The organism is Allobosea psychrotolerans (assembly GCF_002917105.1).
Lineage (GTDB): Bacteria > Pseudomonadota > Alphaproteobacteria > Rhizobiales > Beijerinckiaceae > Allobosea > Allobosea psychrotolerans.
The window spans coordinates 15,364-28,678 of record NZ_PQFZ01000004.1; the positions used below are offsets into that span (position 1 = coordinate 15,364).

At 68.1% G+C, this 13,315-nt stretch carries 14 protein-coding genes; 1 reads left to right on the top strand and 13 read right to left on the bottom strand.

The features are described from left to right. Window positions 1-146 precede the first annotated feature (146 nt). From CYD53_RS08130 to CYD53_RS08175, 10 genes are all read right to left on the bottom strand, one after another. Window positions 147-1,091 (bottom strand): 2-hydroxyacid dehydrogenase, encoded by a 945-nt coding sequence (locus CYD53_RS08130; protein ID WP_103717588.1) that lies wholly within the window; start codon window positions 1,089-1,091, stop codon window positions 147-149. Then, complete coding sequence (gene deoA / locus CYD53_RS08135; RefSeq protein ID WP_103717589.1) at window positions 1,088-2,416, bottom strand: thymidine phosphorylase; 1,329 nt, start codon at window positions 2,414-2,416, stop codon at window positions 1,088-1,090. Before deoA ends, CYD53_RS08130 begins: the two co-directional genes overlap by 4 nt. A gap of 1 nt (window position 2,417) precedes the next feature. After that, window positions 2,418-3,176: a deoxyribose-phosphate aldolase gene (gene deoC / locus CYD53_RS08140; RefSeq protein WP_103717590.1), complete on the bottom strand. Its 759-nt coding sequence runs from the start codon at window positions 3,174-3,176 to the stop codon at window positions 2,418-2,420. Window positions 3,177-3,180: 4 nt separating this feature from the next. Beyond that, on the bottom strand, window positions 3,181-3,993 hold the full coding sequence (locus CYD53_RS08145) for a purine-nucleoside phosphorylase (protein ID WP_103717591.1): 813 nt from the start codon (window positions 3,991-3,993) through the stop codon (window positions 3,181-3,183). 60 nt (window positions 3,994-4,053) lie between these two features. Further along, a complete protein-coding gene (locus CYD53_RS08150) occupies window positions 4,054-4,464 on the bottom strand; it encodes a cytidine deaminase (RefSeq protein ID WP_103717592.1) in 411 nt (136 codons plus the stop codon). A gap of 6 nt (window positions 4,465-4,470) precedes the next feature. Continuing rightward, window positions 4,471-5,445 (bottom strand): ABC transporter permease, encoded by a 975-nt coding sequence (locus CYD53_RS08155; protein ID WP_103717593.1) that lies wholly within the window; start codon window positions 5,443-5,445, stop codon window positions 4,471-4,473. Between the two features lie 2 nt (window positions 5,446-5,447). Next, the gene (locus CYD53_RS08160; RefSeq protein WP_103717594.1) at window positions 5,448-6,548 is read right to left on the bottom strand and encodes an ABC transporter permease; all 1,101 of its coding nucleotides are present in this window, start codon (window positions 6,546-6,548) and stop codon (window positions 5,448-5,450) included. Further along, the gene (locus tag CYD53_RS08165; RefSeq protein ID WP_103717595.1) at window positions 6,545-8,071 is read right to left on the bottom strand and encodes an ABC transporter ATP-binding protein; all 1,527 of its coding nucleotides are present in this window, start codon (window positions 8,069-8,071) and stop codon (window positions 6,545-6,547) included. Before CYD53_RS08165 ends, CYD53_RS08160 begins: the two co-directional genes overlap by 4 nt. Before the next feature lie 20 nt (window positions 8,072-8,091). Continuing rightward, a complete protein-coding gene (locus CYD53_RS08170) occupies window positions 8,092-8,829 on the bottom strand; it encodes an MBL fold metallo-hydrolase (protein ID WP_103717596.1) in 738 nt (245 codons plus the stop codon). An 82-nt stretch (window positions 8,830-8,911) separates the two neighbouring features. Further along, window positions 8,912-9,853, bottom strand: coding sequence for a BMP family lipoprotein (locus CYD53_RS08175; protein WP_245928167.1), 942 nt, complete (start codon window positions 9,851-9,853; stop codon window positions 8,912-8,914). A gap of 219 nt (window positions 9,854-10,072) precedes the next feature. Here CYD53_RS08175 and CYD53_RS08180 point away from each other — a divergent pair, with 219 nt between their 5' ends. Next, complete coding sequence (locus tag CYD53_RS08180; protein WP_103717598.1) at window positions 10,073-10,858, top strand: HesA/MoeB/ThiF family protein; 786 nt, start codon at window positions 10,073-10,075, stop codon at window positions 10,856-10,858. A 52-nt stretch (window positions 10,859-10,910) separates the two neighbouring features. Here the strand turns inward: CYD53_RS08180 and gshB are convergent, their stop codons facing one another. The 3 genes from gshB to rsmI all read right to left on the bottom strand — a co-directional run bounded on the left by gshB (window position 10,911) and on the right by rsmI (window position 13,224). Then, window positions 10,911-11,849, bottom strand: a complete 939-nt coding sequence (gene gshB, locus CYD53_RS08185; RefSeq protein WP_103717599.1) for a glutathione synthase — start codon at window positions 11,847-11,849, stop codon at window positions 10,911-10,913. 74 nt (window positions 11,850-11,923) lie between these two features. Next, window positions 11,924-12,316 (bottom strand): YraN family protein, encoded by a 393-nt coding sequence (locus CYD53_RS08190; protein ID WP_425428273.1) that lies wholly within the window; start codon window positions 12,314-12,316, stop codon window positions 11,924-11,926. After that, a complete protein-coding gene (rsmI, locus tag CYD53_RS08195; protein WP_103717600.1) occupies window positions 12,313-13,224 on the bottom strand; it encodes a 16S rRNA (cytidine(1402)-2'-O)-methyltransferase in 912 nt (303 codons plus the stop codon). The genes CYD53_RS08190 and rsmI overlap by 4 nt, the downstream gene beginning before the upstream one ends. Window positions 13,225-13,315: the final 91 nt, after the last annotated feature.

Consider the following 13,315-nt stretch of genomic DNA (forward strand, 5'->3'; position numbering starts at 1 on the left):
CTCCGGGTTGGGGGAATGACCCAGAGGACTTGGCGGGATCGCGTTTCAGCGCCGCGACGGTGGGATGACGGGGCGATGACGGAAGGGCGAATGGCGAATGGCGAATGGGTACCGCTCTCTATTCGCCACTCGCTATTCGCCAAAAATCAATATCCCCGCTTGGGATCGACGACATGCTCCAGCGGCTGGCCTGCTTCCAGGCGCCGGATCTGCGCCGCGATCAGATTTGCCACCGCCTCGGGCTCGGACATCGCGGCGTTGTGCGGCGTCACCGTCACCGCCGGATGGCTCCAGAGCGGGGAGTCCGCCGGCAGCGGCTCGGTCTCGAACACGTCGAGCGTCGCGCCCTTGAGCGTGCCGGCCTCCAACGCGGCCAGGATATCGGCCTCGACCTGCAAGCCGCCGCGCCCGGCATTGATCAGGAACGGCCCACCGAGCCGGCCATCCCTCGCGAGGCCGGCGAGCAGTGCCGCGTTGATCGTGCCCTTCGTCTCCGGCGTCAATGGCAGCAGGCTGACGAGGATGTCGGTGCGCGCCAGGAAGGCGGCCATGCCGTCCTCGCCGGCGAAAGTGGTGAGGCCCTCGACGCTCTTGAGGCTGCGGCTCCAGCCTGCCACGTCGAAGCCCATGACCTGGAGCTTGCGCGCCGCATCGAGCCCGAGCTCGCCGAGCCCCATGATGCCGACGCGCACCGAGCGCGCTGCCGGCTGGTGGCGGTCGTCCTCCCAACTCTTGAGGGGCTGCTGGCGGTCATAGCGGCGCTGCTGACGCAGGATCATCAGGCAGTGCAGCACGATGTATTCGCTCATCCGCGTCGTCAGGTCGGGGTCGACGACACGCGCGATCGGCGCCTCGGGCAGGCGCTGGTCGGCGAAGAGGAAATCGACGCCGGCGCCGAGCGAGAAGATCGCGGCGAGGTTCGGCAGTCCGGCAAGGCTCCCCTCAGGGTGCTTCCAGCTTGCTACGTAATGCACCGCGCGCCGATCGAAGGGCTCGCCGAGGATCACCACGGGGATGTCGGGCAGCAGCGCCTGGAAGCGGGCGCGCCAATCCTCGACATGCCAACCGGTCATGGCCAAAAGCAGACTCATGCGTGCGAACTCTCCGTGATGCGTTCCGTGACGAGCGGGCCATGGCCGGCCGCAGCTTCGCCGATGCGATAGGCCTGCCGCAAGCGGGTCTCGGCGGCAGCGAAGCCGGCTTCGCCCCGTGCATGAACGATGCCGAGAGGACGTTCCGGCCCCGCATTGTCGCCGATGCCCGCGAGATCGACGATGCCGACGCTGTGGTCGATCCGGTCTTCGGCGCGGCTGCGCCCACCGCCGAGGGCGACGATGGCGAAGCCGACGCCGCGCGTGTCGATGCTCTGGACCGTGCCCGGTGCAACCGGAAAGACGGGCTTCACGACCGGCGCCGGCGCGAGATGCTTCTCCGGCCGTTCCAGCAGGTCCGTCGGCCCGCCCAGCGCCGCGACCATGCGCGCGAAGCGCTCTGCCGCCGCGCCCGAGGCGAAAGCGGCCTCGATCTTGGCTCGGGCCTCGGCGAGATCGTCCGCGAGCCGGCCCAGCAGCAGCATCTCGGCCGCCAGCGCCACCGTCGCCTCATGGAAGCGCGGCTCGCGTCGCCTGCCCGTCAGATGGTCGAGGGCATAGGCGACTTCGAGCGCGTTGCCGGCCGCGCTCGCCAAGGGCTCGTTCATGTCGGTCATCAAGGCCGTCGTCGGCAGGCCCGCGCCATTGGCGACGCCGACCAGCGCGTTGGCGAGCGCCCGCGCCTGACCGTAATCGGTCAGGAAGGCGCCCGAGCCGAACTTCACATCCATGGCGAGGCCGTACAGCCCGGCCGCGAGTTTCTTCGACAGGATCGAGGAGGTCAGAAGCGGAATGGTCTCGACCGTCGCCGTCACGTCACGGATGGCGTAGAGCCGCTTGTCGGCGGGGGCGAGATCGGCGGTCTGGCCGATGATGGCGCAGCCCTGCTCGCGCACCACCTTGCGGAACAGCGCGATATCGGGCTGCGTGACATAGCCCGGCACGGCGTCGAGCTTGTCGAGCGTGCCGCCGGTATGGCCGAGTCCGCGCCCCGAGATCATCGGCACGAAGCCGCCGCAGGCCGCGACCGCCGCCGCCAATGGCAGGCTTACGGTGTCGCCGACGCCGCCGGTCGAATGCTTGTCGAGGGCGGGGCCGGGCAGGTCGTCCCAGTTCAGCACCGTGCCGGAATCACGCATGGCGAGCGTCAGCGCGACGCGCTCCTTCGCCGTCATGTCGCGGAAGAAGATCGCCATCGCCAAGGCGGCGGCCTGGCCCTCGCTGACCGAGCCGTCTGTGATGCCCGCGACGAATTGTCGGATGTCGGCATCCGGCAGTTCGGCGCCGTCACGCTTCGCGGCGATGATCTCCTGGGTCAGCTTCATCTCAATAAGGTCCGTTCGCTTGCCCCGCCGCGCCGCCCGCGATCACGTCAACGAGCACCTGATGCAACCCGCTCGCGCCGAAGCGAAAGGTTTCCGGCGTCGCCCAGTCCGGCCCCATGATCGCGTCGGCGAGCGCGAGATAGCTCGCCGCGTCGGACAAACTCCTGATGCCGCCGGAGGGTTTCAACCCGACGGGGCGCCTGGTCGCCCCGATGACCTGCAGCATCGTCCGCGCGGCGGGAATGCTGGCCGAATGCGCCGTCTTGCCGGTCGAGGTCTTGATGAAGTCGGCCCCTGCCGCGATGGCGAGCTCGGCGGCGGCCCGGACCTGGGTGAGATCGGGATATTCGCCGGTCTCCAGGATGACCTTGAGCCGCTTGTCGCCGCAGCGCGATTTCGCCAGGCCGACCATGGCGCGCGGGCTGTCGAGAAAGCCGGCGAGGAAGGCCCGCCAGGGCAGGACGAGGTCGATCTCGTCGGCGCCCTCAGCGAGCGCTTGTTCGGTCTCGCGCAGGACCGGAGCGATGGCCGTCCCGCCCTGGGGAAAATTCACCACAGTGGCGATGCGCACGGGCCCGTCGCCCAGCAAGGCGCGCGCCTGGCGGATGAAGCGCGGCCAGATGCATATGGCCGCGACCGGGCCGGGCGCGGCGACGGCGCGTGCGCACAGGCTGCCAAGGCCGGCCTCGCTCGCATCCTCGGCAAGGTCCGTCAGATCGAGCAGGGCGAGCGCGCGCGCCGCGACGGATGCGTCGGACATCGGGTCAGAGCTCCGACAGGAAGCTGCGGAAGAGGCGCCGCAACCCGGTCGAGGCGGCCGTCGCGATGTCGCGCGTCTCGCTATGTTGCGGCGCGCCGCCGAGCAGGCCCGCCCCCATATTGGTGATGACCGAGATGGCGGCGACGCGGATGCCGAAGCGCCGGGCGAGGATCACCTCCGGCACGGTCGACATGCCGACGAGGTCGGCGCCGAGCGTCTTCGCCATCCTGATCTCGGCCGGTGTCTCGAAGCTGGGACCGGTAAACCACATATAGACGCCCTCGCCGAGATTGGCGCCGGAGCTCGCGGCGGCCTTCTTCAGCCGCATGCGCAGATGCGGATCATAGGCATCGACCATCGGCACGAAGCGGCCGTCGCCGACATCGCCGACCAGCGGATTGGGGCCGTTGAGGTTGATGTGGTCGGTGATCAGCGCGAGTCCGCCGGGCCGGAGATCGGGCTTCAACGAGCCTGCCGCATTGGTCAGGATCAGGGGCGGCGAGCCGAAGGCGGTCAGCATGCCGAGCGGCACGCGCATCACTGCCGGGTCTCCGGTTTCGTAGAAATGCGCCCGGCCCTGGAAGATCAGCACCTTTTTGCCGAACAGCGTGCCGTAGCAGAGCTGCCGGGCGTGCCCCGAGACCTCGCCCAGGGGGAAGCCTGGGATCTCCGAGAACGGAATCGTGACCATGTCGGTCATGTCGTCGGCGATGCGGCCGAGCCCGGTTCCGAGCACGAGGGCGCAGTCGATGGAGCCATCGACCCCGCGGTCGATCAGCGTTCCCGCCGCCTCGTCGAAGATTGCTTCAGCAGCCATTCGTCCGCCCCCCGGCCCTCGGATTCACCCATGCGGACGAACACGCGTCGATTGCGCAAATCACCGGCGCAAATTGTCTGGTCCGAAGGAGGCTGGCAACAGCTCGGCCAGCGAAAAGCGAGCACGAATGCCGTTTGGCCCGGCGATCGCGATCGGGGTCTCGGGCGCGGCGAATTCGCGGATGCGCTGGCGGCAGCCGCCGCAGGGCGTGACCAACGCATCTCCGTCGCCGAGCACGAGCAAAGCGCGAATGGCGCGCCCGCCGCCGGCGATCATGGCCGAGATCGCGCCGGCCTCGGCACACACGCCGACCGGATAGGATGCATTCTCGACATTGCAGCCGGAATAGACCGCACCGTCATCGGCCAGAAGCGCCGCGCCGACCTTGAAATGCGAATAGGGGGCATAGGCCCGGGCCTGGACGGGTTGGGCTACCGCGAAAAGGGCGTCGAAATCGGGCTCGTCGGTCATCTCGGCTCAGCGTTCCTTGACATAGGGCAGGCCCGAGGCCTTTGGCGGCGTCGATTTGCCGATGAAGCCGGCGAGCAGGATCACCGTCATCAGATAGGGCAGGGCCTGGATCGCCTGCACCGGCACCTGGCCGAGGCCGGGCATAATGACGCCTTGCAGCCTGATCGCAACCGCATCGAGCAGGCCGAAGAGCAGGCAGGCGCCCAGCGCCGGCCAGGGGCGCCAATTGGCGAAGATCACGGCAGCGAGCGCGATGAAACCCTTGCCGGCGGTCATATGCGGCAGGAAGCCCGCCGATTGCGAGACGGCGAGATAGGTTCCGCCCAGGCCGCACAGAGCTCCGCAGATGATGACCGCGCCATAGCGCAGCCCCGCCACCGAGATGCCGGCCGTGTCGACCGCCGCCGGATTTTCGCCGACGGCCCGCAGCCGCAAGCCGAACCGCGTCCGCTTCAGCACAAGGGCAGTCAGAAGCAGGCAGCCAAAGGCGAGATAGACCGGCGCGGCATGGCCGGAAACGACCTCGTCATAGAACGTCCCCACGACCGGCACATGTTCGCGCGCCCAGGTGCCCAAAGGCAGCGTCAGGTCGGGGAAGCGCGCCGGCCCTTCCAGCGCGGGGGTGCGCCCGCCCTGGCCGTACCAGGCATTGCCGAGGATCACGGTCAATCCCGCCGCCAGCATGTTGATGGCGACGCCGGAAACGATCTGGTTGCCGCGCCAGGTGATCGCGGCGAAACCATGCACCAGCGCGAGCATGACGGAGGCGAGGATGCCCGCGCCAAGCCCCGCCCAGGCCGAGCCTGTCGCGAAGGCGGCGACAGCCGAGGCGAAGGCGGCGATCAGCATCTTGCCCTCGAGACCGATATCGACGATGCCGGCCCGCTCCGACCACAGCCCCGCCAATGCGGCGCAGAGCAGCGGGACCGACAGCCTGACGGCCGAGTCGAGCACGACGGCGATGGTCTGGACCCATTCCATGGTCAGCGCGCGCTTCCGAATCTGAGCCCGCTCGCGACGACGCGCCGGAACAGCCCGTCCAGCGCTCCGGCGAACAGGATGATGACGCCGCCGATGACCACCACCATGTCGCGGGTGATGCTTGGCTTGTCGAAGGAAAGCTCCGCTCCGCCCTGGTAGAGCACGCCGAACAGCAGCGCCGCGAGCCCGACGCCGACCGGATGGCCGCGCCCCATCAGCGCGACCGCAATGCCGACGAAGCCATAGCCGGCGGTGAAATCGAGCAGCAGCCGGTGCTGCACGCCCATGACCTCGTTGACGGCAAGGCCGCCGGCGAGCGCGCCCGAGATCGCCATCGCGACCATGATGATCCGCGCCGGCGAGATGCCGGCATAGGCGGCCGCGCGCGGATTGGCCCCGACCGTGCGGATCGCGTAGCCCAGCCGCGAGCGATAGATCAGCGCCCAGACCGCGACGAGCGCGGCCAGCGCCAGCAGGAAGGCGCTGTTCAGCGGCGTCGCCGGCAGCTTGAGGCCAAGCGGCGCGAGCAATTCATGCATCGGCGTCAGGATCGCGTGGCGGGCGAATTCCGGTGTCTCGGCCTGCATTGAGCCGGGCTTTCCGATGACCTCGACCAGCAGGTAGACGCTGAGCGTGGCGGCGATGAAATTGAACATGATCGTAGTGATGACGACATGGCTGCCGCGCGTCGCCTGGAGCCAGCCGGGAATGAAGCCGTAGAGCGCGCCGCCTGCCGCCGCCGCGAGGATCGCCAGCGGCACGAGCAGGATGCCGGGCAGGGGCGCAAGCCAGAGGCAGGCGAGCGCGACGAAGATCCCGGCGATTGTCGCCTGTCCCTCGCCGCCGATATTGAACAGCCCGGCATGGAAGGCGACGGCGACGGCAAGCCCGGTGAAGATGAAGTTCGTCGTGTAGTAGAGCGTGAAGCTGACGCCCTCGGCGCTGCCCAGCGCGCCGCGCAGCAGCAATGTCGTCGCTTCCAGCGGGCTCTCGCCGATGCCGATGACGACGAGGCCGGCGACGAGGAGGGCCGCCGCCACGGACACGAGGGGGACGAGGCCTGCGTTGGCCCAGCGCGGGAGGTCGATGGGCGCGGCGCTCATGCTGCCTCGCTCACGCCGGCCATCAGCAGGCCTAGATCGCGTTCGTCGGCCGTCTCCGCCGCGCGTTCGCCCGTGATCCGCCCGCCGCACATGGCGAGGATCCGGTCGGACAGCGCCATCACCTCCTCCAGCTCCACCGAGACCAGCAGGATCGCGACCCCGGCATCGCGCAGCGCGATCAATCGGCGATGGATGAACTCGATCGCGCCGATATCGACGCCGCGCGTCGGCTGGCCGACGAGCAGCACCTTTGGCGCACGCTCGATCTCGCGGGCAAGCACGATCTTCTGCTGGTTGCCGCCGGAGAACTTCGCCGTCTTCAACGCGGGGTCGGGCGGGCGCACGTCATAGGCCGCGAAGGCTGCGCGCGCATGGGCTTCGATCGCTGCGTGCGACAGGAAGGGGCCGGGCCCGAAGGCGGGGTCGTCGTGATAGCCGAGGATCGCGTTCTCAGCGGCCGAGAAGGCGGTGACGAGTCCGGCCTTCTGCCGGTCCTCGGGGATATGCATCAGCCCGAGCTTGCGCAGGCGGGCGGGGTTGCGCTCGGCCGCGTTGAGGATCTGCCCGTTGAACCGGATCACGCCGCGCGAGGGCTGGATCAGCCCGGCCAGCGCCTCGAGCAATTCGCTCTGGCCGTTGCCGGCGACACCGGCGATGCCGACGATCTCGCCGGCATGCAGCGTCAGGCTCACGTCCTTGAGCGTCTCGCAGTCGCGCCCGTCGACATAGGACAGCCCGGCGATCTCCAGTACGGCCGGTCCAGGCTGGCGCGGCGCTTTCTCGACCCGCAGCAGCACGCGCCGGCCGACCATCGCCTCGGCCAGGGTGGCCGGCGAAGTCTCGGCGGTCTTGACATGCGCGACCATCTCGCCGCGCCGCATCACCGAAACCCTGTCGGTCACGTTCATGATCTCGCGCAGCTTGTGCGTGATCAGGATCACCGTCTTGCCCTGGGCCTTCAGCGCCCTGAGCAGGCAAAAGAGCTGGTTGGCTTCCGGCGGCGTCAGCACGGCGGTGGGTTCGTCGAGGATCAGGATATCGGCGCCGCGATAGAGCGCCTTCAGGATCTCGACGCGTTGCTGCAGGCCGACGGAGAGATCGCCGACGATGGCGTCCGGGTCGATGACGAGGCCGTATTCCTGCGAGAGCCGCGCGAGCTCGGCCCGCGCCCTGGCGAGCCCGCCTTTCAGCCAGGCACCGCCCTCGGCTCCGAGCACGACGTTCTCGACGACGGAGAGCGTCTCGACCAGCATGAAATGCTGGTGGACCATGCCGATGCCAGCCGCAATGGCCTCGCCGGGGGCGCGGATTTTGCGGGCTGTGCCCGAAACCCTGATCTCGCCGGAATCGGCCTCGTAGAAGCCGTAGAGGATCGACATCAGGGTCGATTTGCCGGCGCCGTTCTCGCCGACGATGCCGTGGATCGAGCCGGCGGCGACCTTGAGCGCTACGTCCTTATTGGCCTGGACCGGGCCGAAGCGCTTCGAGATGCCGATCAGTTCGATGGCGGGGGCCGGTTTCACGGCAGAACGTGGGGGCTCCGTCACAGCGCGATCACCATGCCGTCATGCGCCCGCTCCTCGGGCAAAGGCTCGCGATGCGCGAGCATCGAGACGCCCATATGCGTCAGCACGATTCGTGCCGTCTTGAGCGCTGCCCGGTGCGAGGCGAGTGTTTGGTAGTCGAGATGGTTGGCGAGCCTGGTGTCCCATGTGTAGCACTCGACCAGCAGCACATCGGCCCCGTCAGCGAGCCGGACCAGCGCCTCGGTCCAGGCCGTGTCGCCGGAAAAGGCGAAGACCTTGCCGCCATGGTCCAGCCGGTAGCCCTGGCAGGGGCCGGCGCGCTCGTCATGCACCATCGGGTAGGCGGTGACGTCGATCCCGGCGAGAGAAGCGGGGCTCTCGGGCGTGATCTCGACATAGCGGATCGGAAAGCGCCAGGCATTGGTCGCCGCGCCCGGGAAATCGGCGTCGAGCGCATGCAATGCCCGGTGTTCGACGCCGAGCGGCCCCGCGATCACCAGCGGCTCCTTGCGGCGCGAGACGAATTGCGCGTCGAGCAGGAAGGCCGGCAGGCCGCCGAAATGGTCGCCATGGAAATGCGTGAACAGCAGTGTCGAAATACCGTTGCGTTCGATGCCGGCCTTGTTCAGCGCGACCAGGCTCGAGGCGCCGCAATCGAGCAGCATGCGCTCCCCGCCCGCCTCGACATGCAGGCAGCTGTTGAAGCGCCCGCCGGAGCCGAAGGCGTCGCCTGAACCGAGGATGGTGATGTTCATTGGATGTGCACTTCCGCACGCGATCCCGGATCGCGCCGCGGTTCCCGCGCCGCGTCCGGGATGACCTTCGCTGTCGCGAAGATCACATCGTGCACTTCGAATCGGACATGTAGTCGTGCACCTTCACGGCCCCGCTGATGATGTCGGCCCTGGCCTTGTCGGCCGCGGCCTTCATCTCGGGCGTGATCAGCGCCTTGTTGGCGTCGTCGAGCGCCCAGCCGACGCCGCCCTCCTTCAGCCCCAGCACCGAGATGCCGGGCTTCCAGGTGCCGTCTCGCGCTGCCTTGAAGGAGGCATAGGCCGCCACATCGACGCGCTTCAGCATCGAGGTCAGCACCTTGCCGGGCTGCAGGCCGTTCTGGTTGGAATCGACGCCGATGCCGAGCTTGCCGGCATCTGCCGCGGCGCGCAGCACGCCGATGCCGGTGCCGCCGGCCGCGTGGTAGATCACGTCGGCGCCGCGGTCGATCTGCGACTTGGCGAGTTCGCCGCCCTTGACCGGGTCGTTCCAGGCCGAGGGCGTCGAGCCGGTCATGTTCTGGAAGATCTCGGCGTCCTTCTTGGCCGCCTTGACGCCCTGGACATAGCCGCAGGCGAATTTGCGGATCAGCGGAATATCCATGCCGCCGACGAAGCCGACCTTGTTGGTCTTCGAGGCCATGCCGGCGAGAAGCCCGACGAGATAGGAGCCCTCATGCTCCTTGAACACGATCGACTGGACGTTCGGCAATTCGACGACCATGTCGATGATGGTGAATTTCAGGTCCGGGAACTCGGCCGCGACCTTCTGCAGCGCCGTCGCCTGCGAGAAGCCGACGGCGACGATCGGCGAATTGCCGTCGCGGGCGAAGCGGCGCAGCGCCTGCTCGATCTGGGCCTCGTTGGTCGGCTCGAAATCGCGGAACTCGACGCCGGTCTCGGCCTTGAACTTCTCCGCGCCGATATAGGCGGCCTCGTTGAAGGATTTGTCGAACTTGCCGCCCTTGTCATAGACGACCGCCGGCTTGATCGCTTGCTGAGCCATCGCGGCCACGGCCGAAAGGGCGACGCCGGCAAGCGCGAGCGCGAGAGATTTCAACCGCATGGATCATTCCCCTGTTCGATCTTTTGGGCGGTTTTCCCGCCCTGTCTTGGCTCACGATGGCATGGCTTGGCGACGCGGCCAAGCCGGGACCGCGCTGCGATCCTGCGACCATCCTTCACGGCGATTGCAGGAGCGCCGGGATCGGCTTAACCCTAGGGGATGAGCCTGAACGATGCTGAGATCGAGCGTTATGCCCGCCATCTGGTGCTGCCGGAGATCGGCGGGCCGGGCCAGAATCGGCTGAAGAATGCCCGGGTTCTGGTCATCGGCGCGGGCGGGCTGGGTGCGCCGCTGCTGCAATATCTGGCGGCGGCGGGCATCGGCAAGATCGGCATCGTCGACGACGACATCGTCTCGCTCTCCAATCTGCAACGCCAGACCATTTTCAGCACCGCCGACATCGGCGAGCACAAGGCCGTCGTCGCGGCCGAATTTATCCGCGGGCTCAATCCCAACGTCGTGGTCGAGGAGCACGTCACCCGCATCGATCCGCATAATGCCCGCGCGCTGATCGCCTTCTACGACATCGTCGCCGAAGGCTCGGACAATTTCGCCACGCGCTATGCCGTCTCGGATGCCTGCTTCCATGAGCGGCGACCACTGGTCACCGCCGCGCTCGGCCGTTTCGACGGCTCGCTGACGACGATCCGGGCACATGAGGCCGGCCCCGACGGCCGGCCCAACCCGACCTATCGCTGCCTCTTCCCGCAGGAGCCGCCGCCCGGCACGGTCGCGCCCTGCGCCGAGGCCGGTGTGCTGGGGGCGCTCGCTGGCGTGATGGGCTCGCTGATGGCGCTGGAGGTGGTGCGCGCCGTCACCGGTTTCGGCGAATCGCTGGTCGGCAAGCTCCTGCTCGTCGACGCCCTGACGATGCGCTTCGAGACGATGCGCTATGGCTGGGATGTGGGGAATCCGCTGAGCGGGCGAGTGGCGAGTGGCGAATAGTGAGTGGCGAATGGATGCTTGCTCCACTCGCTATTCGCTATTCGCTACTCGCCTACCGCTTCGCCTCGATCACATCCCATAGCTGTGCCGCCAGATCCGGCCCGCCGAGCTTCTTGATCGCGCGCACGCCGGTCGGCGCCGTCACGTTGATCTCGGTCAGGTTGCCGCCGATCACGTCGATGCCGACGAGCAGCAGGCCGCGCTCGCGCAGCGTCGGGCCGATGGCCTCGCAGATCTCGAGTTCGCGCTTCGACAGATCGGTCGGCCGTGCCGCGCCGCCGCGCACCATATTGGCGCGCAGATCCCCCACGGCCGGCACCCGGTTGACCGCGCCCGCCGCCTTGCCGTCGATCAGGATGATGCGCTTGTCGCCTTCCGAGACCTCCTTCATGAAGCGCTGCACGACCCAGGGCTCGCGGAAGATTCCAGAGAAGAGATCGAAGAGCGAACCGAAATTCGGATCCTCCTTGCTGGTCTTGAACACTGTCGCGCCGCCATGGCCGTAAAGCGGCTTCATCACGATCTCGCCGAATTCGTCGCGGAAGGCCTCGATCTCGGCCTTGTCGCGGGTGATCAGCGTCTGCGGCATCAGCTCCGGGAAATGCGTGACCAGGATCTTTTCGGGTGCGTTGCGCACCTCGGTCGGGTTGTTGACCACCAGCGTCTTGGGGTGGATGCGCTCGAGCAGATGGGTCGTCGTGACATAGGCCATGTCGAAGGGCGGGTCCTGCCGCAGCAGCACGACGTCGAGCGTCGAGAGATCGATGCGCTCCTCAGTGCCCACCGTGAAATGGTCGCCCTCGACATCGCGCACCGTGACCGGGCTGATCCGGGCGGTGACCGTTCCGTCGCGCAGCGAGAGCTTATCGGGCGTGTAGGTGTGGAGCGTATGCCCGCGCGCCTGCGCCTCCAGCATCAGCGCGAAGCCGGTATCGCCGGCGATTCGGACGCGCTCGATCGGGTCCATCTGGATGGCGACGTTCAGGGTCATGGAAGAGCGCTCCGATTGTGTAGCGCGCCCTTATCGACCGGCGCGCACCGCATCGGCAAGTGGGATGCCTTGCATCACAAGACAAGCTCGAACACGCCCAGTACATGGCGCGGCCAATGCCGGGGCGCGAGAAAGACTGCGTCGGCCCGCAAATGATGCCCCATCGCCCAGGGATTTTGAGCGAGCCATTGCCGGATTCGCGCCTCGACGAGCCGGCGCTTCTGCGGCGTGATGGCACCGAGCGCATCCTCCAGCGCGCCGCGCGCCTTGACCTCGACGAAGGCGATGGTGCGGCCGCGCTTGACGATGAGGTCGATCTCGCCGCCCTTGCCGCCGAAGCGCCGTGCCAGCAGCCGATAGCCCTTCATGGAGAGCCAGAGGACCGCCAGCCATTCCGAGCGTCTGCCGGTCGCGCCCGAGCGCTTTGCGCGAGCGCTGCGGCGAGTGCTGCCGACAGCGTCCCTCAAGGCTCCTCGCGGGTCAGCTCGAGCGCGCGGGCGTAGATCTTGCGGCGTGGCTGGCCGGTCTGCGCTGCGACCTGCGCCACCGCCTCCTTCAGCGAGACATCGGCCAGCGCGGCGCGCAGCCTTTCGTCGATGACGTCGCCCGCCGGCGCGAGCGCCTCGGCCCCGGGCGGGCCGATGATGACGACGATCTCGCCGCGCGCCTCCTCCTCGCCGTCATAGTGGCTGGCGAGTTCGGCGAGCGGGCCGCGCCGGACATTCTCGTAATATTTGGTCAGTTCGCGCGCCACGGCGGCGGGTCTCGCGCCGAGCACGGCGGCGGCGTCGCCCAGCATTTCGGCGAGACGGCGCGGCGATTCGAAGAAGACCAGCGTGCCGGGAATCGCGGCGAGCTCGGTCAGGCGCCCGCGTCGCGCCGCGGCCTTGGGCGGCAGGAAACCCTCGAAGAAGAAGCGGTCGGTCGGCAACCCCGCCAGCACCAGCGCAGCCAGGACGGCGGAGGGGCCGGGGATGCCGGTCACCGGCAGACCTTCCGCCACGACATCGGCGACGAGCTTGTAGCCGGGGTCGGAGACCAGCGGCGTGCCTGCATCCGAGATCAAGGCGAGCCGGCCGCCTTCGCGCAGCTTCGCCAGCACCTTTGGGCGCATCTGCGCGGCGTTGTGCTCGTGATAGGGCAACAACGGGGTCGAGATGCCGTAATGCGCCAGAAGCGTCTTCGAGGTTCGGGTGTCCTCGGCGAGCACCGCATCGGCTGCCGCCAGCGTCGCCAGGGCGCGGAAGGAGATGTCGCGCAGATTGCCGATCGGCGTTGCGACGATGTGCAACCCGGGCGCGAGGGGCTCGGCCTCGGCCTTGAGCCCGAAGGCCGTGTAGCTGGGAGAGCGGGGTGTGGAGGATTGCGTCGACATGGGTCGCACGCTGCCACAAGCGCTCGGCTTTCGCCACGGCCGCAGTTCGCGGAAGGGCCGATCGGGGCAGCGCAACTCAGAGTTAACAACT